The 24,744-nt window shown below is 38.0% G+C and carries 16 protein-coding genes and 1 tRNA gene; 16 read left to right on the top strand and 1 reads right to left on the bottom strand.

Annotation, left to right across the window (positions count from 1 at the left end; genetic code table 11):
* Positions 1-65 precede the first annotated feature (65 nt).
* The 15 genes from IPJ83_14450 (at position 66) to IPJ83_14380 (ending at position 18,541) form a co-directional block, all read left to right on the top strand.
* A complete protein-coding gene (locus tag IPJ83_14450; protein ID MBK7881742.1) occupies positions 66-998 on the top strand; it encodes a DUF4249 family protein in 933 nt (310 codons plus the stop codon).
* A 65-nt stretch (positions 999-1,063) separates the two neighbouring features.
* Positions 1,064-1,148, top strand: a tRNA-Ser gene (locus IPJ83_14445).
* 1,092 nt (positions 1,149-2,240) lie between these two features.
* The gene (locus tag IPJ83_14440; GenBank protein MBK7881741.1) at positions 2,241-3,122 is read left to right on the top strand and encodes a hypothetical protein; all 882 of its coding nucleotides are present in this window, start codon (positions 2,241-2,243) and stop codon (positions 3,120-3,122) included.
* A 25-nt stretch (positions 3,123-3,147) separates the two neighbouring features.
* A complete protein-coding gene (locus IPJ83_14435; protein ID MBK7881740.1) occupies positions 3,148-3,786 on the top strand; it encodes a hypothetical protein in 639 nt (212 codons plus the stop codon).
* Positions 3,787-3,952: 166 nt separating this feature from the next.
* Positions 3,953-4,672: a hypothetical protein gene (locus IPJ83_14430; protein ID MBK7881739.1), complete on the top strand. Its 720-nt coding sequence runs from the start codon at positions 3,953-3,955 to the stop codon at positions 4,670-4,672.
* A complete protein-coding gene (locus IPJ83_14425) occupies positions 4,645-5,982 on the top strand; it encodes a hypothetical protein (GenBank protein MBK7881738.1) in 1,338 nt (445 codons plus the stop codon). The genes IPJ83_14430 and IPJ83_14425 overlap by 28 nt, the downstream gene beginning before the upstream one ends.
* Before the next feature lie 120 nt (positions 5,983-6,102).
* Positions 6,103-6,897: a hypothetical protein gene (locus tag IPJ83_14420; protein MBK7881737.1), complete on the top strand. Its 795-nt coding sequence runs from the start codon at positions 6,103-6,105 to the stop codon at positions 6,895-6,897.
* A 746-nt stretch (positions 6,898-7,643) separates the two neighbouring features.
* Positions 7,644-8,483 carry a hypothetical protein gene (locus IPJ83_14415; protein ID MBK7881736.1) on the top strand — a complete coding sequence of 280 codons (840 nt, stop codon included), beginning with the start codon at positions 7,644-7,646 and terminating at the stop codon, positions 8,481-8,483.
* Between the two features lie 330 nt (positions 8,484-8,813).
* A complete protein-coding gene (locus IPJ83_14410) occupies positions 8,814-12,158 on the top strand; it encodes a VCBS repeat-containing protein (protein ID MBK7881735.1) in 3,345 nt (1,114 codons plus the stop codon).
* A gap of 21 nt (positions 12,159-12,179) precedes the next feature.
* Positions 12,180-12,389 (top strand): hypothetical protein, encoded by a 210-nt coding sequence (locus tag IPJ83_14405; protein MBK7881734.1) that lies wholly within the window; start codon positions 12,180-12,182, stop codon positions 12,387-12,389.
* Positions 12,382-12,795 (top strand): hypothetical protein, encoded by a 414-nt coding sequence (locus tag IPJ83_14400; protein ID MBK7881733.1) that lies wholly within the window; start codon positions 12,382-12,384, stop codon positions 12,793-12,795. Before IPJ83_14405 ends, IPJ83_14400 begins: the two co-directional genes overlap by 8 nt.
* Positions 12,785-13,321 carry an archaeosortase/exosortase family protein gene (locus IPJ83_14395; protein MBK7881732.1) on the top strand — a complete coding sequence of 179 codons (537 nt, stop codon included), beginning with the start codon at positions 12,785-12,787 and terminating at the stop codon, positions 13,319-13,321. The genes IPJ83_14400 and IPJ83_14395 overlap by 11 nt, the downstream gene beginning before the upstream one ends.
* Positions 13,314-13,976, top strand: a complete 663-nt coding sequence (locus tag IPJ83_14390) for a hypothetical protein (protein ID MBK7881731.1) — start codon at positions 13,314-13,316, stop codon at positions 13,974-13,976. The genes IPJ83_14395 and IPJ83_14390 overlap by 8 nt, the downstream gene beginning before the upstream one ends.
* On the top strand, positions 13,973-14,515 hold the full coding sequence (locus tag IPJ83_14385; protein ID MBK7881730.1) for a hypothetical protein: 543 nt from the start codon (positions 13,973-13,975) through the stop codon (positions 14,513-14,515). The genes IPJ83_14390 and IPJ83_14385 overlap by 4 nt, the downstream gene beginning before the upstream one ends.
* A 3-nt stretch (positions 14,516-14,518) precedes the next feature.
* Positions 14,519-18,541: a S8 family serine peptidase gene (locus IPJ83_14380; protein ID MBK7881729.1), complete on the top strand. Its 4,023-nt coding sequence runs from the start codon at positions 14,519-14,521 to the stop codon at positions 18,539-18,541.
* Between the two features lie 76 nt (positions 18,542-18,617).
* Here the strand turns inward: IPJ83_14380 and IPJ83_14375 are convergent, their stop codons facing one another.
* Positions 18,618-18,965 carry a 4Fe-4S dicluster domain-containing protein gene (locus tag IPJ83_14375; protein ID MBK7881728.1) on the bottom strand — a complete coding sequence of 116 codons (348 nt, stop codon included), beginning with the start codon at positions 18,963-18,965 and terminating at the stop codon, positions 18,618-18,620.
* 307 nt (positions 18,966-19,272) lie between these two features.
* Between IPJ83_14375 and IPJ83_14370 the strand changes: the two genes are divergently transcribed.
* The gene (locus IPJ83_14370) at positions 19,273-24,579 is read left to right on the top strand and encodes a T9SS type A sorting domain-containing protein (GenBank protein MBK7881727.1); all 5,307 of its coding nucleotides are present in this window, start codon (positions 19,273-19,275) and stop codon (positions 24,577-24,579) included.
* Positions 24,580-24,744 lie beyond the last annotated feature (165 nt).

Here is a 24,744-nt window from a genome sequence, read left to right as displayed (position 1 = left end):
ATTTTCAAGACCAAAAACTAATGATTTAGCTTTAACAGTGTAAATAAAAATTATCTTTGTTTTCCATGATTCAATATATAAATTTTAAGGCATTGCTGTTTTTTATGCTGGTTGTAGGTTGTCGATCAGCATATATATTGGATACAGATGATTCAATAAACAGTTATGTTGCATTTGGTTATTTAAAGCCCAACGCTCCTTTGAATTTGGAATTAAATCAATTATCAGACCCAGTAGGAGGGATTGATGCCACAATACAATCTGATGTGGATGTTTTTCTTAACCTAGAGTCTCAGGAGTTTAAATTGGAACCTATACAAGTACCAGGAAAAGTCAATCCCATATATCAACTGAAAGATTTTCCAGTAAGCAATGCTAAATATCAATTGAAAATTAAAATTGGTGATGGCACTCTACTTTCTGCCTCTACCAAAATTCCAATCTCAGTACCTGCTTTTACACAAGTTGAATGTACCGATAAATTTCTGGTACCCAACCTGGTTCAGAGCCTCAAATTAACCTTAAAATGGAACTTGGACTCTACTTACGAAAATTTCTATCACTTAATCATTAGAAAAGTAAATTTCAAATATGATGGCGCAGGAAAATACATCCAGGATAATGTGAACCCGATTTCTCAGGTCGATTTAGTGGCTGAGGAACTGGAGACCTTAAAAAATGTGGTTTTGTTGACCCATGAACCAGGTCTGTTACTTGCCGGAGAGAATTATCCTAAGGATGAAATTAACCTCGCTCTTCAAGTAAAAACAAAACTGCCAGTAGATCCTGAAAAAGAAATTTTCAAGGAACTGCAATTGGAATTACGGTCTGTCAGTAAGGAATATTACAATTTTCATAAAGCATTAGCCTTGCAATTACAAAATACCGGAAGTGGTCTCCCCAGCCTTCAAACAGTGAGCAGTTATACCAATTTTATCGGAGGGCATGGCCTTTTTGGTGCCTATAGTAGTCAATTTGCCATTGTAAGGTTTAATTAAGTTTCAGGCTTTTAAAGAAATTTCTTGCATAATCAAGCTCACTTTCTATCTTTGCAGGCCTATACGGAAGAGTGGCAGAGTGGTCGATCGCGGCGGTCTTGAAAACCGTTGACTGTTAAAGGTCCGGGGGTTCGAATCCCTCCTCTTCCGCCCCTATTATTTATGAACACCTTACCTTATGAGTTATTATGTATATGTGCTCTATTCAGAGACATTTGACCGTTATTACATTGGAAGTACGGAATCTGGCTTTGAGTAAATAGGAAGCTTATTTTTGTTAAGCTGAATTATAATTGCCTTGCGGCGTAGCTAAATGTAAGAAGAAACAAGCATTTTTAAAACTCCTACTAGCTGACCCGCGGAGGGGTCAGTTCGTCCACTTTTTCGCCATTTTGTATGGCGAAAATCTCCATGGTGGGATTGGATATACAAAATTAAAAGTGAAAAGACGCTATTTATAATTTCCTACTAGCTGACCCGCGGAGGGGTCAGTTCGTCCACTTTTTCGCCATTTTGTATGGCGAAAATCTCCATGGTGGGATTGGATATGAAAAATTAAAAGTGAAAAGACGCTATTTATAATTTCCTACTAGCTGACCCGCGGAGGGGTCAGTTCGTCCACTTTTTCGCCATTTTGTATGGCGAAAATCTCCAAGGTGGGATTGGATATACAAAATTAAAAGTGAAAAGACGCTATTTATAATTTCCTACTAGCTGACCCGCGGAGGGGTCAGTTCGTCCACTTTTTCGCCATTTTGTATGGCGAAAATCTCCATGGGTACATGGAGAACGTGGACTCATTTCTTCAATTCTTTAACCTTTAAACACAAGAACCTAGGATTTTAAATGTTTTTATTTTATGAAGGGACAATACAACTAGAGGATAATCCTAAACTTATATGATTTTTTAGGTTAAACGAAAGTTAAAAGAAATTACTTTTCAATTTGTTGTTCAAATAAGTGAACATATTATTTTATTCAGTCTTTCAGTTCCCAATTCTTTCTTAGATGAAGCGATTTCATTTGTGTTCAAAACAGAAATTGACTTTTCAATTTTTCTTTAATTTTCTACTTAAGATCGTCTAGCTGTTGACTTATTACTCTACAGCCTCGAGCAATCCAAATTTTTCTCATAATAGAAGATTGCTTATTTGATCCATGCATGATCGGAATCATTTTTAACAATGCCTTTGGTCATTTAAAATCATCTGTAAGAAATTTAAACTTACGGAAAATCAGATTATGAAAAATGTATTATTGGTATCGTTGCTGTTAGTGTTGCCTCAGATGTTTCTTTCTGGTCAGGATGTGGATGACTACTTAGACAATTATCTGGGGGAGAATAAGAATGGCTATGTTCAACCGGTTTCGGATGTATTGACAGGGATTTTCAATACGGGTTTAATTACAGAACCAAGAATCGACAGCGGTTTCTATTTTACAATCAGTTTAATTGGCTCGGGAGCTTGGATTACAGATAATCTAAAGACGTTTTCCGCCAGTACAGAAGACCCTTTTTCACCTTCCCAAACAGTAAAGGCTGCCACTATTTTTGGACCTTCTGAAATAACAGTGGTTACAGATACCAATGGCTTGTCCTATACTTTTCCGGCCGGAATTAACGCCAAATGGGTTCCATTTGCTTTGCCTCAGATAACGGTTGGGGGGCTTTTGCACTCCGAGCTTAATCTGCGCTTCCTTGCTTATGATTTCGGCAAGGATTTTGGAAAATTTCAGTTGTTTGGCGCTGCGCTTAGGCATGACGTTGGGCATTATTTTGGACTCCATAATTATTTTGTAAATGCGGGATATTCATTCCAGAGTATAATGTTGGGAAGCAGGATATTGGTTACCAATCATTTGATCGGTTTAGATGGTGGGAAAGACTTAAAAAATTTTTATTATTACGGTCGAATCGCCTATCAGTTAGGCAACATGGATTTGAGTTATACACCTGATTTGGAGGAAGGAGGGACTAAGATTGAGTTTAAAAATAAAAATGATTTTCCACTTTTTCTTGGATTAGGTGGAGGAGTTAAATTGGGTAAAGTCCTTCGATTTAACCTAGGCATCAGTTATGCAAAATTTCCTATGGCCGAAACAGGGATAATATTAAAATTCTAATCATTAATCTTAAATATCAGTTGACATGAAAACAGCAAATTATTATTTTACCTTAGTTCTGACAACATTTTTTATTACCGCTTTTTCTGGTTGTAAAGGTTATATTAAAGTTTATGAATCCGAAACTCGGATCTTTCCATTAAGTTTAAACATAAATACATTTGACCAGAAAGTATGGGAGAGTTACGTAGATAGAATAGATGTTCAGAAAGCACTAAAAATTCCATCAGATGCTAAAAAGGTTAAGGTTACTTTAAAATCCATAAAATTAAAAATTGAACCGGACGCAAATCCAAAAAATGCACCATTTGTAGAATATTCAATGAATGTATTCGCTCCGCAGGGTCAGGAATATTATAATTTTTTGAGACTGAGCTCATATGAAGTGACCAGATTTTTAGGCGCACCAAGTCCGATAACGATTAATTTAAAAGCTAGTGAAATTGCAAATTTGAACGGGTTACTTACCAGGCTATTTGATCCTCAGGAATTTTTGCCGAATGTAAAATTTTATGGTGCAATACTTGGTAAATTACAAGCGGACGGTGGGCCAAACGCAGTTTTTATTGGAAAGTTAATAGGCGATTTAGCGCTTGACATATCTTATTATCATTGTGAATATACAGAGGCTTCTACTTTTGTGGATGATTCTTGTTTACAGTAATATTTATAAATCCCGTAAAATATTGTTCAATAAATGTCAGGGAAAGTGCTCGGTATTTCCTTTACATAAATTTGGGAGATATGCATTAGAATAGATTCTTTACAAAGTATTTTTTTGGTTAAAGAGTTAGTTTCCGATTTAATCATTTAATTAATTCAACTTAATCATGATGTTAAGAAGTAGAAATGGCATGCTATCTGTTTTTCTAATTATTTTTCTTTCTGCATGTAGTAAAGACGATAATTCACCCAATCCCGGCACCGGTAAAATTGAAACCGGAGCATTTTCGGAAGTGTTAAATGATCAAGTCGGAACTTCAGGTAAATTGTTAAGCATTCAAGGAAGTTTATTAGATGGTTTGACGCTTGAAATACCCAAGGACGCTTATCCATCAAATAAAAATTTTACAATCTCTGTAGCTGAAATTAAAAGCCACACTTTTGGTCCTGATTTTAATCCAATTACACCGATGATCCGCATCAATAACGGAGGTGGATATTCAGATTCAATACTTACTTTAACTATCCACTGCGAAGTATCCAAGGATCATTTTGCCATGGGCTTCTTTTATGACGAGGAGACAGGGGAATTGGAGGGAATTCCTGTGCTTTCTATCACTGATAACTTTGTTGTATTGGCTACTAGACATTTTTCCGGTAAACATTTAAATGAAGGGGCTGGAAGTTTAACTGCACGGACTAAAATTTGGACAAATATTTTGATTAGTTCTATGCAAAAAGATAAATTATTTGAATTGCAGGAGTCTGGTTTTCGACCGGGCATAGACGATTGGGAGTTTCCAAATGAGGTTCATACATTGCTCCAAAAGGTCACTGCTCAGGTCAGTCCCTTGCTGCAATGTGGTATTACAGTGTTCACAAATTGAATCTGAATGAAGCGCCCTTGTTCGGCCGATTCAGTACTGTGACAAGTCCAATCTGGCAAGACAATGTGAAAGCTTACAGATTTGTTTCTGCGGTACATGTTGATGGATCCCATTTATGGAATCAAGGATTAGGTCCGGTCAATGTTTTTGATGTTAAATTTAACAATCAGGGTCCCAAAAATCTTATTTCTTATGACAGTTTGCATTATTTGGGATTTGCCTATTCTATAAGGTTGACAAAAAAGCCTCAATACGTTTATATTCTAAGTAATACAGGATTGGCACATGCTATGATTGTGTATCGCACAAATCTTAATGTGTTATCCATTGCGGATCCAAATTTCCCGAGTCAATACGCACACTCGATTACATTGTCTAATGGCAAATTTTTGCCTTATGAATCCAAACAAAATGCAACTGCTCCTACAACATTATTTGAAAATATAAAATATTTTGCAAAATCCGCTCTTATTACCTCTGAAGGTGTTGCAGCACATTATGCTGAAATGTTATCAGGGACGATAGGATCTCAACCTCCTTATTTTTTTCCACCATCCCAACTCATTTATTACGATGGGAAAGAGTGGGTAGATCTACCTGATACACTGAGTACTGAATATGATTCAATTATAATAGCAGCAAGGTGTTTTCAGTGTGTAGGAAAATACCCGGGAGACCTCACTACTATGAAATTGCTTAAAACGAATGGTGAAACTTCTGTGTTAACAGATGAGAAAGGTTACCTTCATATTCCATTGGTGCCTGGAGAAAATTTGCTGCCACTTGAAATATTTGGTTCTCCGGATGGGGTTTCTTGGGCGTATCTTGATTTCAAAATGCCGGTGATCAAAAAAGAACCTAAAGCTGGTTTTGGGTACTGGTTGAAACAGTTATTAGATGATCATACACTTGGCGCTAGTTTTGGATATAAAACCATGCAGGGTCAATTTGCTGGAAAATGGTTAGGCACAACTTATAAAGTGGATTATCAAAAAGACTTTGATATAGATGGACGCCATGGTACCGTTTTCGCCAAATACACTGCTAATTGTAATTCAAATAGGACTTTAATTAATTCTTTTAATATTGAGTTATGGACGCTTGAGGGTTCAACAAAAGGGGTAATCATATCCTTGGATGGTGTAAATCTCCCGTTAAGCTCTTCTGAAGGCACCAATTTAGTTTTTAGTGCATATGGACCGGCTGCATGTAGCAGCTTAACTCGGGTAGATTATTTTGTTGCCGGGCAGCCAGCCAAGTATGGTTGTGATGAAACTTCCTTTGTATTTTTTACCATCCCAAAACCTTAAGTGAAAAAATAACAAACTTTGTTTGTCAGATCAAGATATTAAAAGAGTATTCATTAGAATCATATATTGTAGATTTACTTTAGTTAAATCGATCAGTTCATTGTTTCAAAAACAGGATACATGAATCATTTATTGAAAAAGGAAGATGACTATTTAGTTTGTCAGGAATATGCAGAACGCGCAGATCAATTGTCGGGTATGCATCCGGACTTTATATGCTTTTACCATGAGATGACCATGAAGTTTTATTTTGCCTGGATGGATACCTCCTGGAATGTCTTGATGCGAAGCGAGGGATATCCTACCATTCCTGCAAGGGATCATGGCATCGAGACGGTGATTCGAAACAGGAGTCACCGGAATCGATTTAAGATTGAGGAAAGTCATGGTATTTACTTCCTGCTCCTTACAGCTGATAATAATCAGGAAATTGCCAGATCATGTCCAAAGAAAACCACTGAGGAAGCTTGGGCTTTGATCAGCCATGAAGAATATCCTGGTAAAGCTCCCATAGTTGAGTACGTCAAACATATTAATGAAAATATTAATATGAATGAAGATGCTTTGGGCTATAACCCGGACAATGACCTGGGCGGATTGGATAAATATTTGCCATGCAGAGAATATAAGGGCCATCACATCAATGATAAGGTAAATAATGTGTCCCTTTTCAGACACACCAATGGAAGATACTACTTTGTAATTTATAAGTCGGACGGATCTGTTCGATTGCGCAGCGAAGGCTTTGGAACCCCTGAGTCACGCGATATGGAGCTTGCAGAAGCTATAAAAGGAATGGAAATGCCGGAAAGGTATATATGTATTGAGGATATGGGCTATCTCATTAAAATATTAAAAGATCCAACCGGTAGGGAAGTAGGACGCTCGTGTCCGGAAAAAGTGGAAACCAATTAAGCCCCTCATTGGTGCATTTTCAACCGAAAAATGGCGCACAGTTCAAAATTATATTGTTCTCTACACCGAAGACTTAAATCACTGGTCAGTAAGATTTATCTTCATTCAATTTGCATATAATCTTAATATCTGGAAAGGGATTAAGAATTTCAAAGCAAAGACACTGAACAAAAGACCAATACCCGTTTATTTCACTATATGTGATGGAATTATTCAATAAGCCATGTATAAGTGTAATACAATCAGATAATTATAGTATATTACTAAATATTTTGGAATCACCTCCTGGAACTTAAGGCTTGAAGAGTTCAAACACACTATAATTAAGGTATCAAGGTTCCTACGGTTGATGTTAGGAGGTATAAACGAATAGAATCCAAGATCAGTTTTTTCTGCAGAAGTGTGGAAAGTCTTCGGACGACCAATATTTTCATCCATTACTTACCGACATTCGTAATTATTTTTCAATATAAAATCCAAAATGTCCAAAAAGTTTGATAGTAATTAATTGAAAATCAATATATATAACATTATTATAAATTAATATATAAAAAATACCCATTTAGCAGTATATATTATAGTTTCAGCACACACTACTTTCGCCTCATAGATAGAAATGTCTATAACGTAAATAACCAAAACAGTTTATACTCATACTGCCTTTATCATGGCACATGTGTTTATCTGATTTGGTGTTGATTTTTAACGAAGCAACCAAAATTAATTTAAAATAATAAAACCAAATCATGATGAAAAAGGTATCCAAATTATTACTTTTATTTGTTGTTCAAGCTTTTGTAGCTTTGAATGTTTTCGGTCAGGCCAGTGACCAACTTTCTGGTTTCAGCACGCCTGCTGGTGTTCAGCCTGCGGTTCGTTGCGATCAACAATTACCTGCTTACGGTTTCGGAGCTAACGGTAACTGGTTGGTTTCAACCCGTAATGCTAACTTCGTAGAAACTGGAGCTTCAGTTGAGTTGTGTAATGACTTCAACATTCCTAACTACAATGTAAGCGGACAGCGTGTTGTATCTGTTGACTATCTTGGTCAGCAAGTTTTCGGTAATCCTGATGGATTCGAAGTTGCGTTTTGGGCAGAAGGTGCTGGTAACGGTCCTGGTGCTAATCTACGTACTTCAACTCAGGTTACTAAAACAGGTGGTATCGTAACTTACGAACTTCCTGCTTCTTTCAGCCTTACTCCTGGAGTACACTATTGGACTTCTTGTGTAGGTGTTAACGCAATCACTCAAACTGCAACAAACAGATGGGAATGGGATGGTACTAACAACAGTGCTACTACTCTTGATCCTGCTTATGTTAGATATCAGCCAGCTGGTGCATGGGGTGGAGCTGCTTGTGCTTACTGGACTCCAAAAGCTAGCTGTGCATTCTTAGCTACTTCTGGTCCTCCTAACCAGGCAATGAACTTCAACATTTGCCGTAACGCTTTCCTTACTCTAGGTGGTACTCCGGTTCCAACTATGACTCAGTGGGGATTGTTCCTATTCGGTTTAGTATTGTTGACTCTTGCAGTAGTAACTGTTTATAACTTCTCACGTAAAAATGTTACGATTACAAAATAATCATGCATTTTCCTTTTTTAAAAGAAGTTTTTGAAAAGGCGTTTTGGATTTCTTTTGTATTGGCGATAATTGGATGGATCCTTATCTATTTGATTTGGGGTGAATTCACTACATCTGATATTATAGGAATGCTGGTTGCAGTTCCCGTTATAGCCTACCTGATACATGTCCTGATGCTTTTTACAAAAAAGATTAGTTTCCAAACTTATAAAAATGCCTTCCACATTCACTTGTGGAGGGCATTTTTTATTGCTTTATAGTGCTTAGCACCCTGATTTTTAAGGGTTTTTATACACAGTGCATTATCTTTGCGGACTTAAATATCTCCTCATGAAAAAGTGTCTTTTCTCGCTTTTATTTACCTTTTGTCTGTTGCTTACTTTTCAATCTTGCAATAATGCAGATCAAAAGCAGAGTGAGACATCCTCAAGTTCAGCTTCTGGTAAATTTGTAAAAATTGAATCTGAAGAGTCCGGAATTGATTTTTCCAACAATTTAAAAGAGGATGTAAATTTTAGCTTTTTAACTTTTCACTATATCTATAACGGAGGGGGAGTTGCAGCGGGGGACATCAATAATGACGGTCTTACGGATCTTTATTTCACCGGGAATCAGGTGGATGACCGACTGTATTTGAATAAAGGCAATTTCAAGTTTGAAGACATCTCTAAATCTTCCGGGATTCTTGATGGCACAAAGGGTTGGAATACCGGAGTAGTGATGGTGGACATCAACAACGACGGATTCTTAGATGTATACGTTTGTCGTGGTGCCAGTATTGAGCCAATTGAATTAAGGAAGAATTTACTTTTTGTAAACCAAAAGAACAATACTTTTAAAGAGGAAGGTGCAAAATATGGAATCGACGATGCCGGATTTTCCATCATGGCTAATTTCTTTGATTATGACAATGACAATGATCTGGATTTGGTCGTTTCCAATCGCCCTGATAGATTTTCGCTAACGGTTTTCGACGTATTGGAGGGTAGAAAAAATGGCAATCCAGCTAATAAAGTTAGTCTTTATAGAAATAATGGTGACAATACTTTTTCGAATGTGAGCAAGGAGATGGGGCTGGGGGAGACCTACGGTTATGGTCTAGCGGTTACTGTGGCAGATCTGAATGGGGATGGATTTCAGGATATTTATTTTTCTAATGACTTTACCGAGAACGACTATTGCTATCTTAACCAACAGGGAAAATTCTTTAAAGAGTCAATTAAAGAGGTTACCAACCATACCGCATTTTATGCCATGGGTACGGATATAGCTGACATCAACAACGATGGTCTGGAAGACATCATGAGTGTAGAAATGTTGCCGGATGATTATTGGCGGGCTAAAGTGTCTATGTCCCCAATGGTGAGGGGAGCGCAATGGGATGAGTACTTTACTTCTGGAAGAGTACATGTGCAATACATGCAAAATATGTTGCAAATGAACAGAGGTAATGGTTTTTTTAGTGACGTGGCACAATTCGCTGGAGTGAAAAGCACAGATTGGAGCTGGGCAGTTTTAATGTCTGATTTTGACAACGACAGTAAAAGAGATATTTTTATAAGCAATGGTTATAGACGCGATGTCTTTGACAATGATGCCATTTTAAAAACAGATGCCCAATTAAATGAGGCCATAAAAAAGAACAACAATAACACCACACTGGCTCCTATGCTAAGTCTTCTGGAAAATTATCCGGAAGTAAAACTGGTGAATTATATTTTCAAAAATGAAGGGAACCTTAAGTTTAGTAAAAAAATGGACGACTGGGGAATCAAAGAACCAAGTTGGTCCAACGGCTCTGTTACTGCTGACCTGGACAATGATGGGGATCTGGATTTGGTCGTAAGCAATGTAGACGAAAAAGCATTTTTGTATAGAAATGATTTAAAAGGAAATAACTATTTACGGATTAAATTGGACGGTCCTGAGAGTAATAAATTTGGCTTAGGTGCGAAAGTCGAAGTTTATCTTGGAGAAGAAAAATTAATAGAGCAATTTAAAACGGTCAGAGGTTATCAGTCCTCAGTTGAACCAATACTTCACTTTGGATGTGGGCAAAAAAAGAATGTGGACAGTGTTAAAGTTTTTTGGACGGATGGTAAAATGAGTCAAATGGGCACCGTTAAAACAAATCAGCTGCTGACTATTGCTTACCGGGATTCAAAAAATTCAAATGTTTCTAATGCAAAAGCGACAGCACTTTTTATAGAGCGTACCAACGAGTTAATCAGTCCCGTTTTTACCCATCAGGAGAATGTTTTTAATGATTTTGTACCCCAGGTATTATTACCTCATCGTTTATCCATGAATGGCCCGTGTATTGAAGTCGCAGATATCAATGCGGATGGCCTGGAAGATTTTTTTATCGGCGGAGCTAAAGATCAGCCGGGAGCAATATATCTCCAAAATAGTGAGGGGAAATTCATCGAAAGAAAACAAAAAGTATTGGTAGACGATAAAGCATATGAGGATACCGGAGCTGAGTTTTTTGATGCAGATGGCGATGGGGATAAGGACTTATACGTGGTTAGTGGAGGTACAGAAAAACCAGTCAATTATTCTTACTATCAAGATCGGATTTATTTGAATAATGGGAAAGGAGATTTTACAAAAATGAAAGACATGCCACAGATCGGCGTGAGTGGATTGTGTGTAAAGGCATTTGACTATGACAATGATGGAGATGAAGATATTTTTGTTGGTGGCAGGGTTATTCCAAATTATTATCCATTGCCAGGAAATAGTTTTTTACTGCGCAATGACAAAGGCAAATTTAAAGATGTTTCAGTGGAGACAGGTCCGGGATTTTCTAAGTTGGGATTGGTCACAGATGCAGTGGTGTCGGATGTCAATAAAGATGGATTTAAAGATTTAGTGGTGGTCGGTGAATGGATGAAATTAACTTTTTTGATTCAAAAAGATGGAAGATTCATAAGGGATACTTCAATGTATAATGTGCCGCAATCTACCGGATGGTGGAACAGAATCGTTGAAGCAGATGTAGATGGAAATGGTGAAATGGATTACATTGTTGGCAACATAGGACAGAATTATAAATTTCAACCAACCGTAGAAAAACCTTTAGAGGTTTATGCCAACGATTTTGATGGCAATACTACCTTTGATGTATTCCTTGCAAAACACCTTAAGGATAGAGTTGTGCCAATCCGCGGAAGACAATGTTCCTCAGAACAATTACCGGATGTGGTCAAGAATTTTCCATCCTACAGAGATTTTGCAAATGCAAACATTGAAGAAATTCTTGGTGAACAAAAGGATAAGGGAGTTCACTTGCAGGCTAATCAGTTTGCATCAGTAGTTTTTCTTAGACACGGAAACACTTTTACCGAACAGTTGCTCCCATTCGAAGCACAAATTTCAGCCGTACAAGGCATGATCTATGATGATTTTACTAAAGATGGAAAGAAAGACTTATTGATTGGAGGAAATTGGTATGCCTCAGAATATGAGACACAGCGAGCAGATCAATCAATAGGACAATTATTTAGTGGAGACGGAAAAGGAAATTTTAAATCTATGTCCGTTTTGGAAAGTGGTTTTTTTATTCCTTATGATGTACGGAATATTGTTCCTGTAAAAATTGGAAAAGAAAAGAAGCAAGGTGTGCTGGTGGCCATCAACAATAAACCAATGAAATTATTTGTACGTAACTAAATTATATATCTTTTGAATTTTATGAAGAAATTTTTAAATTTTACTATTGTTGTTATTATTTTAGGACTTGCCCTTTATGGTTGTCAGTCCAAAAAGGAAATCATGACGCCAACAAATTTGGCCAACATAATTCTTAAGTCTGTATTTGATAAAGATTCAACATTGTTTTTAGACAGGCTTTTTAATAAGGAGAGGGAGTTTGCAAACATTAAAATTGGGACAATTGTCTGATTACGTCATTGAACAGGAAACTGCTTTGGTAAACAATGAATCAGAAATGAAGATCTATCGGGATTCTATGTCTTTTCAGTATCGTGAATTGGTTCGCAAATTTGACAGCATTGGTCTTAAACCATTTGTATTTGATACAGTAGATTTTAACAATTACTTTAATGGGAAAAGACCTTTCTACAGATTGGCAGTCGATGGATGGATCTATCATGGTCAGGATACATTTGTTTTGAAAATCAGAGATGCAATCTTGTTGGTAGATGGCTGGAACCTTGGTTCTGTGGAATTGGTGCGACCGGATAACAGTCTTAAGTTTATCAGAAACAAAGATCTAAGGGATTCCCTCGAAAAAATTCAGAATTTAGAAGCAGAGAAAAGAAAAACCGACACCACACATGTTCAGTAAAATAGCAAATTGGTGGAAAAATTTACCACCTATTGGAAAATTTTTGTCCAGCTTTATTGGTTTGATAGTGTTGTTTTATGCTTTCTACTATTCACCAATTTATGAACTCTATATAATGCCTGCACTTTTGAATTTTCAGGCCAATCTTGCGAGTATGTTGCTAACTGTCATGGGTTATAAAACATCCATTGAAGGAGATTTAATCCAGGGAGATCAGTTTAGAGTGAGTATAAAAGGTGGCTGCGATGGTATTGAAGCTTCTGCCTTATATGCGATTGCAGTTATTTCCCTTCCGTTAGTTGCAAGAAAATATAAAATTTCAGGGTTAATTGTAGGCTTGTCTATATTGTTCCTTTTAAATATCCTTCGCATTGGGGGATTGTATCTTGCGGGTATTCACTGGCCAGCATTCTTCGAATTTTTTCATTTGCATGGAGGGGTAATTGCATTTCTTCTGATTAGTGTCATCATGTGGTTACTCTGGGTGCAATGGGTGATGAAAAAAACTGCTCATAAGAATGCTTAGATCTTTACTTCGCTTCATACTGCTTTTTATCGTAACTTATGGTTTAGGGGCTTATGCGTTTTCAAAGTTGGGTATCTTTACTTCATTTCACGCATTTTTTAGAAATTCTGTAGAATTTGTTGTTTCCACTGCACTTCCATCCTGTGAAATTGAAGCACAAAAATTTGTTGATCCAATTACCAAAAAGGAAGATAAAACCATGATGTATCTGGTCTATGGAAATCCTTTCCTGATGAAAAAAGCACTTGAAGAAGCCCGGGCCTCCGGACAAGGATATGCTACTATGCCTACCAAATCTATTCAGTTCAAGTTGTTTGAAATGTTTACCATTCCACTTCTTTTTCTGATCTCCATTTTTATTGCAACACCTATCGCCGTGCGTCAAAAGCTAAAAGGCTTGCTTTGGAGTGCTATCATTCTACTTGTTTTTCTGCTGTTTAAGGTGCTCTTGTTGGCCTTGTTTAATATCTCAAATGCCAGGATCGGAGTGTACGAGCTTACAGATGCTAGTATGTCCAGCCTAAATACTTTGATCTCTATGTTTTCTCTTGGTTTTAGCATGAGTCTGGCACTTATCTTGTGGCTGATATGGGGTTTTCGAAAAAGTAGTTTTATACATTATTTGAATCAAATATTTTCAAACTTAAGTAAATGAAGGTTTTTCTATATAGTTTTTTATTGGTGATCATTTTTGGATCTTGCAGCAGTACCATAAAGTTGGATAATCTTAACAGGGATTCTTGTGGAAAATTTGAATATGGGAAGATTGAGACAAAAAGAATGCTGACAGATGGAGATAAATTAAATTTGAAGTCCGGTGGTATTGTCATTCAGGAATTTGTTTTCGAAAATCTCTATTTGGGAATTTGGAAAAATAATTGGTCGGAGAAAAATTTGGACAAAACCGTAATTTCAAAATTAACCGTAATTCCACCGGATGAAAAACTTGCAGGGGGTGTAATCTTAAAAGATATTAAGCCAAATGACAATTCCCGTTGTATCTTGCTTATTCAAACAGTAGGTTCGGTACCCTTAGATGAGTTTGATGATTATGGTAAAGTAGAATCTGCAAGAAATGATTTTATAAAAATGGAGACTTCCATGTCAAATATTATTGAACTTTGCAATCACCCCTGTATTAAAGCAGTTAGCTTGCTTCCTCAAAACTCTACACCGGATCAAAAAAAGGACTAGATCATGACATCAATCAAATCAAAGAAAAACATCGGATCAATTATTTTTTTCTTTTATCTTTTTTTTAGTTTTTCGATGTTTGGACAAAATAATATTTTGACCATAAATTCTTTTGAAGAGATCGATCGAGAGCCTCACGATGAGGTATACAGGATTGTTAAATTCTCGGCGCTACCTGGTGCACAAGAGAAGAATGAACTGTCTCGCCAGGGAATTCAATTGCTCGATTATGTAGGGCATTCCAGTTATTTGGCCCTCATTAAGAAAGGAATTGATTTAAGAAGCAATCTTCCTGGTTTGGAGAAAATCTCCAAAATTGGATTAAAAAATAAATGCAGTCAGCAAATTTTTCAAGGAGAACCCTGCTCCAGGTCAAATGGGTCTAAAGCAATTTTGTTGATTCAGCATATGCCCATGATTCCACGAGATAAAGTTCTTGCTCTTGTATCCTCTTTTGGCATGAACAATCTTAAATATGCTGAAGCTTATCGGTTGCTGTATGTGGAATGTGAAATCGATAAAATGCAAGATTTGATTAAACAGTACTGGATTCAGTACGTTTCATGCGCCCCGGAACCCGGTGAACCGGAGGATAGAGAAGGCAAGACCTTGCATAGGGTCAATCAAATCACGTCAAATACAAAAGAGAATATTTTTTTAGATGGATCCGGCGTGAAAGTTTGTGTGAGAGATGATGGTTTTGTTGGGCCGCATGTGGATTTTAAAGGTAGAATAAACAACCAGGTGTATGGTTCCAATGGGACCCATGGGGATATGGTTAGCGGTATAGTGTGCGGGGCAGGAAATATAGATCCGGTAATATCCGGCATGGCTAATGCTGCAGAACTTTTTGGGATTAATTATCAGGATGATTTTTTGGATGCTACCCTGGATCTTCATCAGCAAAATGGTGTAGTGATTACCAATTCATCCTATTCCAATGGATGTAATTTGGGCTACACAGCCATTACCCAAATAGTGGACAAACAAATTTATGAGAACCCTAGTTTGCTACATGTCTTTTCAGCGGGCAACTCCAATAACCTTGACTGTGGTTATGGTGCTGGAAATCAATGGGGAAATATTACCGGAGGTCATAAAATTGGAAAAAATGTAATCACTGCTGCAAATGTCCAAATCAATGGACTGATCGATGCATCGAGTAGCCGAGGCCCGACTAAAGATGGCAGGTTAAAGCCTGATGTTGCTTCCAGAGGGAATGGTCAATTGAGTACGCAGGATGGCAATATATATCAGGTTGGAGGTGGCACATCTGCTGCCGCCCCAGGTATCGCAGGGACAGCAGCCTTGCTTTACCAGGCTTACAAGAATTTTAATGGAGGTGTAAATCCCCCATCTGCTTTAATTAAGTCTGTCTTGATGAATACTGCTTCAGATATTGGGACACCTGGACCTGATTATATATTTGGATTTGGAGTAATTGATGCCTATAGCGCATACAAGTGTCTCGAAAAGAAAAATTTTAAAAATCTGGAAATCAATCAATCAGAATTAAAGGAAATAATAGTCGATATCCCTGAAGGAATTGCCCAAGCCAATTTTATGATCTATTGGGCGGAGAAAGAAGCTTCCTTGATTGCCGAAAGAGTTTTGATCAACGACATCGACATGGAGGTAATAAATCCTTCCGGTACTACAATTTTGCCATGGGTATTGGATCCTACTCCTGATCCTGCAATATTGGCAGCTGGGGCTCGACCTGGGATGGATAGCCTCAATAATTTTGAACAAGTAACGATCCCATTTCCTGTTCCTGGGAAGTATATCATCAGAATAAAAGGTAAATTTCTTCCGGATAATAAAGTTCCGTTTATCTTACTTAGCCATTATGATGAAAAAGTATTAAGACTAACTTCTCCAATCGGCGGAGAAAAATACAACAATCTTGAAGTCACACAAATTCATTACAAAAGCCTTAGTTCAGATTCTGTTTTTATAAGATTTTCTCCCAACGGAGGCAGGACTTGGACCAACGTCAGGGGTGTGCCGGGTACCAGTCGGTTGGTAAGTTGGACAGTACCAAATAATATCATTTCCGACTCATGTTTAATTGAAATCAAACAGGGTACTTTGGTGGAGACCAGCAATTTCTTTACGATTTCAAGCACCCTCACAGGTTTAAGAATTCTTAAGTACTGTCCGAATGAAGTGACACTAGGTTGGAATGCATCTGTGAAGGATAGTTTTCAGATTTACACTTTGCAGGGTAATTATATGCAAGCCCACTCTATAGTTTATTCCAATCAGGCAACAATCCCAATTGATAATCCAAAAAATGATTGGTGGTTTTCTGTGGCGGGTTTTCAAAAAGGTGTCTTGGGAAGAAGATTGAAAGCAATTGGTCTGTCGGACACATTAATCAGTTGTTCCATTAAAAATGATTTGTCAATGAAGACAAGAAATAATTGGTTGTCTAGAAGTTTTGTTTCATGTGGGGACGATACCTATGTCAGACCGGAAGTCATTGTACATAATCGAAATTCTAATCTGGTCCAAGGTTTTTCAATTCAATATTTTGATGGTATAAATAAAATTACAGAAACATATAATACTCCTTTAAAATACAAAGATTCCGTAATCATCGAACTCAAACAAGGATTGCGATTAGATTTTGAAGGGGTGCAGTTCATACCGGTTTGGGTTTCTTTAAATACGGATGAAAATGTATTTAACGATACCAGTTTTATAAAAATTGAAAATCAAAAAGTAGCGGATGAACAAGGAGTATACCCAATGTTGGAAGGTTTTGAAGGTAGTGTTGTTCCAACGAATTGGAAATTGACCAACCCGATACCGGTTTCTAACTGGATACAACAAAATCAAATTGATAAAAATGGACAGATTAGCAAAATGCTTGGATTTACCAGTTCAGCCTACAGTTACAGTTCTTATCCGATTGATTTGTATTCTACCACGATAGATTTGAGTAAATCTGTTGAACCGTTCTTATATTTTGATTATGCCTACCATAAGGACACCAGATTCACAAGTTATCCGGACTCTTTTTATGTGGATGTTATAACCGTTTGTGAAGGTGTAAACAAAACCAGAAGAATCTATATGAATGGTTCTACTGATTTATATACTGTAGATACATCCTCTGATCTGAGGTGGGTGCCATTATCAGGATCAAATTGGAAGAATAAGGCATTTGATTTATCGGATTTTAAAGGAAAGAAAATTGTAGTTCAATTAGGATTATTAAGAGGAGTAAATGGACATTTCTTTTTAGATAATGTACATGTTAAAGAACGATTGACAGAAACACCTTCACTACAGCTGACCATTGATCCGGATGAAATTTGTATTACAAAAACCGTAAAATTTTCAACTTCTGCTTTGGTTGGATCTGGGATTAGCTACAAATGGGATTTTGGAAATTTATCTTTGCCAAGAACAGCAACCGGGGTTGGTCCACATAATGTAAGATTTTCTTCCTCGGGACAGCGCAACATTAGCTTGCGCGTTCAGGGTACCGATTTTGATGTAGTTAAAACATCCTCAGTTTATGTGTATAATCAACCCGGCCCATCGTTTGATTTTAATATAGGTCCTAACAGAACGGTCAGTTTTGAGGATAAGTCCAGTCATTCTAAAGATTTACTTTGGGATTTTGGAGATGGACAAACCAGTACAGAAATTAATCCGGTACATCAGTATGATTCAGGAAAAATCTACAATGTAAAATTAACGGTCAGTAACATCTGTGGTACTAACGCCAATTCAAGAGAGGTGGATCTACTTAATACTTCCACAGAGAATATCATTGAAGATCAATTCCTGCTATTTCCAAATCCGGTCACACAACTACTGCATGTAAAATCTGATGTAGCCTTTACAGCTTGGAGAATTATTGACTTGAATGGAAAAATTCAATCCGAATCCATATTCAGGATTGCAGTAAAAAGCATAGACATACAAACGGATGCATTAGCATCAGGAGTTTATTTGATTGAGTTGAATTTTGCTGAAGGAAAAGGAAGAAAAAAGTTTGCAAAAATGTAGTCCAAGATAAATTCTTGGATAAACATAGAGGTCTATACAAACCATAATATTACTTCAAGTTCTAATTTAGTTTCCTTTAGAGATGTAGCGCACTCTTTCTGTGCAATAATTTTTCTTCTGACTCTTTTCGATCCGGGTCAGGAACACAACAGTCCACCGGACAAACTGCGGCACATTGGGGTTCCTCATGGAAGCCTACACATTCCGTACATTTATCAGGAACAATAAAATAATAGTCGTTTGAAATTGGCTGATTTTTTTGGTGAACATCTACCTCAGACCCATCCTCAAGAGTATAATTACCCTTTAGAGTATTGCCATCTGCCATTGCCCACTCAATACCCCCTTCATAAATAGCATGATTGGGACATTCAGGTTCGCACGCGCCACAATTAATGCATTCTTCGGTAATGATAATGGCCATATCTAAATAATATTATTAAATATATTAATATATAAATTACTAGCAAACAAAGGTAAATTTTTTAAATTGTTTATTGCTAGAGGAAACAGAAAGTTAACATTTGAAGATTCAAAAGGTTAAACAACCTTTTTAAATTATTTTTTTGGTTCACCAATTTATTAAATTCGATCTAAGCTAAAAAGCAAATAAAATATACATATTTAAAATAAATGTTATATTTGCCTTGTTAATTAGTACCCCAAATAATATAAGTCTTTAGTTCATAGCGTGTTATAGCGTACAAGAAGTATACTAAAACGTTTCTGCTATGACTTTTATAAAATTTACTACACAATTATTTACAGGACTATTGTTTGTTTTTGCAAATTATTGTTTTGCACAAACACAATGTCTTCCTGGGTCTCTCCCACCGTTATTAAATAATTGTCCTGATGTATTAACACTATTGGAAATTAATGACCCAACTGTGTGCACTATTCAAAATCCACTTATTTCACCAACAGTCGTTCAAGAGTGCGACCAAGTGTCCATTTTAAGTTTTCCTTCCATTTTAAAGATAAATTATCTTGCGGGTGATCAAGGTGGCACACTCCCTGGATTAATATTACATGGTACTGATTCTATAACTTTAATAGGAGTTTCCGATGGGTCACAAGGCCCATATTCAATAAACAGTTACTGCATCTATATCCCTTGTGCAGGTACACTTAGCTTTGACTTTAGGGCAAGAATGTCAAATAATGATAATTTTTTTGACGATGGGGTAGTGCTAAGAATTGAAAATGCTTTGACAGGTGCTTTTGTAGTAGATGGTTTGACTCCAGGAGGAAGTTTTTCGCAAGGATCACGATTTTATAATGTTGGGGCAGGAGACCGCGTTTGTTTTGAAGTTTATTCTGATAACATCCAAGGGATTGACAGTTTAACCATCAGTGATTTCAATTTAGTTGGTTCCGGTTTGCCAACAATATCTGTTGTAGGGCCAAGACCAGGGGATGAATTATCATGTGGGACTTATTTTGGAGCGTTTTATGCGACTAATTGCATGAATCTTTCCACTTTATGTGAATTTGAAATACAGGTAGTAGATAGTACTAAACCTGTAATAACAAATTGTCCAAATGACATAAATATCCAATTAGAAGGACAAAATTGTGATATAATTGTTAGTTGGAATATTCCAAACGCCTTTGATCCTTGTTTATATAACCCTGGTTTTATAGGGCAGTTTGCCCCCTACACTTGGACTAACAATAATGTATTTGTATCACAGGTTCCTGGCGCTGGACAAGATGCAATCATTAGCCATGATGCATCATCACTTTATATCACCGGAGCAAACAACGGTCTTCCAGGATTTGCCCAAACCACCTCTGTTGAACATCTGATTCCTTGCAATGGAACTATAAGTTTTGATTGGCAATCTCAAGTTACGGGTGGAACTTTTATGACTGATGATGCAGGTTATTATACTACCAGTGGAGGAGGGGTTACTTTGTCTTTACCATTGGATGAAAATATTGCTAATGGCACAGTTACCATTCCGGTAGTTGCCGGCGATCAATTCCTTTTTAATGTAAATTCAGATAATCAGGAATTTGAAAACACTCTGACCATTACAAATTTTACTTTTACACCTGATCCAGTAACGGTTACCCAGACTGCAGGGCCAACTCCATTTTCGGTTTTGACTCCGGGTACATATACTGTAGAGTACAGTGCCAATACTTGTTGTGCAGTAAGTACTTGCAGTTTTAATATTAATATACTCCCTAACCCTTCGATTTCTTGCAAAAATGTCAACGTTTCCTTAGATCAGAATTGTGAAGTGACCATCACTCCGGAGATGTTGTTAACAGGAGGGATTTGTCCGGATTATAAAATTATTGAATTGAGTCATTACAACCACCCTATACCTAATCCTATCGATTCCCATTATTTAGGAAAAACAATTGTCGCAAAAGTAACAGATACTTTGACCGGCAATTCTTGCTGGTCCTATGTAACGGTAGAAGATAAATTGGCCCCGGAAATCATCTGCAGAGATCAGGACATGAGTTGCATCCAGTTCAATCTGAATGCGGCGAATCCTGCTGTGATAGAAGATTGCAGCAGATACACGGTGACTTTACTGGATGAGTTGACGACGAAACTGGATTGCAATCCGGAATACATTAAAGAAGTAAGAAGAACCTGGATATCTACGGATACCTATGGTAACATTAGCGACACTTGTGTACAGTTGATCAGAGTAGAAAGACCGGACATCAATGCGATAGTATTTCCGGATCAGATAGTAGATCTGGAGTGCAGCAGAATATCGAGATTAGATGCAAATGGTAATCCACATCCGAGCATTACGGGGATACCGACCTTGGAAGGATATCAGATATGGCCGAATATAGACTTCATCTGCAACATGTATGTAGATTATGAAGATCAGGATCTTGGAGATATCGGATCTGTACATAAGATCATGCGAACCTGGCGAGCCAGAGAGTGGTGGTGCAATCAGGAGTTTACGGTTTTGGGTATACAATTTATCCAGATCAGAGATACCGAAGGCCCAATCATAACCCACCGTCCATATGATTTTGATGCTACGACAGGACACAGAGATTGCGAGGCGGATGTATTGTTGCCTGCGATAGATGCATACGATATATGCCATGACAAATTGCGGGTGGACATCAGCTATCCGGGCGGATCTTTGATAGGAAAGAATGGAGGAAAAGTAATTTTACCTGTTGGACGAGATACGGTGATATACAGAATCTATGATGGTTGTTATAATGTTACGACCGATACATTGATAGTTACAGTAAAAGACGATACAGAACCTGTGGCGATATGCGACCGAAGGACAGTGGTGGCACTGAACGATGCAGGAATCAATTGGGTGCCTGCAGAAGTATTTGACGATGGAAGTTTTGATGAGTGTCACTTACATCATTTTGAAGTGAGGAGAATGGATGCGGATGCCTGTGGCATAGTAGGAGAAGACGATTGGGGACCTGAAGTTGGCTTTTGTTGTGAGGATGTAGGCAGGACGATCATGGTAGCCTTCAAAGCAATAGACGCAAGCGGAAACGAAAGTGTGTGCATGGTGAGCGTGGAGGTACAGGATAAAGATGTTCCATTGATCAGTTGTCCACCGGATATCTCAGTGGATTGCAGATTTGACATAGACTTAAATAATTTGGGCACCTCATTTGGTAAAGTAGTGGACAATGAAGCAGATCGTGAGAAAATAGTAATAGATCCGATCTACTGGCATTACATAAACGGACATCCACAGGATGGCATAGCGTATGACAATTGTAGTCCAAGAGTAAGTGAGCGGATAGATACAAGTGGGATGAATCAGTGTGGAATGGGTCTGATCATCAGAGAATTTACAGTAACGGACGGACAAGGCAACAGTGCAAGCTGTGCACAGAGAATAGAAATATCCAATCACCATCCAATGACCTATCTGTCCATCACCTGGCCAGCGGATCTGGATACGAGTGGAATATGTAATCCTGATTTGTTGATCCCGGAGCGATTGAGTGCACCATATAATTTTCCAACGTATGTGGACGATGAGTGCAGTCTGGTAGGCTTAAGTTACCATGACCATGTGTTTTCACAAACCGTACCCGGAGATCCATGTTTTAAAATTTTCAGAGTATGGAAACTGATCGACTGGTGTCAGCGGGATAGATTAGGAAACATAGTCATCTTCAGCGATACCCAGATCATCAAAGTGAGCAATCTGATAGATCCGGTCATTACCAAATTGTGTCGGGATACGACGATCTGCAGCTACGATGTACAATGCAGACCGATACCGATCAGTCTGAGCATAGATGCCATAGACGATTGTACGGATGTATCAGAATTGTTGTACCGATACAAAGTAGATTTGAACAGCGACGGTACGATCGATATAGAAAGAGCAACCATAGGAGACAATACAGCAAGTGGCACATGGCCATTAGGCAGACACATCATCAAGTGGGAAGTGGAAGACCGATGCGGTAATACCGCGAAGTGTCAGTCAGAGGTGAATTTGTTGAATTGCAAATCACCGACGGCTTATTGTCACCGTGATTTGTCCATTGGATTGACAGGTATGGATACAGATGGAAACGGAACACCGGACACGAAGATGGCAGTGGTATGGGCCAGTGACCTGAATGTAAACTCAGGCCACAGCTGCGGCTATCCGGTGACCTTTAGTTTCAGTGCGGATACGAGTGATAAATCCAGAACGTATACCTGCGACAGCATAGGACCTAGAAATGTGGAACTGTGGGTAACAGATATCAATGGCAATACATCAGTGTGTAAGACAGTGATCATCATCTGGGACAATCCGCAGAGTGAGCCACAATGTCCACAGACCTTGAATGTGACGGTGAATGGACAGATCAAAACAGAGGGAGGTAGTAAAGTAGAGAAAGTAGGGGTATTGCTGGAACAATCCACGATGCCTGCGACGAGTACAAACTTTGAAGGAGAGTATGCATTTGGACCAATCGCTACAGGCGGATCGTATGCAGTAAAACCTGGTAAGAACGATGACTGGTTGAATGGCGTCAGTACAGCGGATATCGTAAAAATACAGAAGCATATATTGGGAACAGAGCCGATCACCTCACCATACAAAATGGTAGCGGCAGATGTAAACCGAAGCAAGACAGTGACCGCACGAGACATTGCAGATCTTAGAAAACTGATATTGGGATTGACACAGGAAATCAGTGGCAATACCAGCTGGAGATTTGTGGATGAGTATTATAGTTTTGCGAGTGCGGAAAGTGCGTTGACGGAGAATTTCCCGGAAGTGTATAGCATACCGACGATGTCATCGAATACCGTAGGAAACTTCATCGGCATCAAGATAGGAGATGTAAATGAGTCGGCGAAGACGCGAGGGTACCAGAACACGACCAGCCGAAGTGGGAAGGTGATGGATCTGAGCTACAGAGATGAGGAGATGAAGAAAGGAAATGTGTACGAGATAGAATTCAACTCAAGCAACATAGACCAGTTCAGAGGCTTCCAGATGACGATGGAGTGGAATGCAGAGATGATGGAAGTGATGGAAGTTACGGGCAACAGAGGTAACCATTTTGGAGAAGAGCATTACAGTATGCACAGGGCCAATGAAGGAAAAATCACCTTCAGCTGGGATGGCAGTTCAAAGAGTGGAGAGCGATTGTTTACGGTGAAAGTAAGAGCCAAAGCAGATGCACGGGTATCCGATGTGATGCACCTGGGCAGCAGCATAACCCCAGCGATGAGTATAGGAGAAGGATTGGAAGAGGGCAGGATAGAGTTGAGATCGCAGGGTAGATTGCAGAATGAATTTGTGTTGTTGCAGAATGAGCCGAATCCATGGAATGGAACGACCGTAATCGGTATGTTACTACCGGAGAAGGGAGAAGTAAAATTAACGATCTACGACGTGACCGGAAAAGTGTATTTCCGCAGTACAAAGGAAATGAGTAAAGGCTATCAGGAATGGATCATAGAAAAGTCCATGCTATCTACATCAGGGGTATATTACTACCAGGTAGATTTTGATACCAATACCCAGACCAGGAAGATGGTAATATTGGATTAAGCATAGCAAATGAAATGATTTGGAGGATAAAGTTACTCAGGTTTCTTTATCCTCTTTTTATTTTAGTTCACATGGGTTAAATGCTAGTTTATTCCAAGTATATTTGCAAGAATAATTTAAAAACAATATTCGTATATGATTAATTTTTATTGGAAATATTGAAAA

The organism is Candidatus Vicinibacter proximus (assembly GCA_016713905.1).
Classification (GTDB): domain Bacteria; phylum Bacteroidota; class Bacteroidia; order Chitinophagales; family Saprospiraceae; genus Vicinibacter; species Vicinibacter proximus.
Note: the sequence above shows the minus strand (reverse complement) of the source record. Positions and strands in the feature narration are given on the sequence as shown.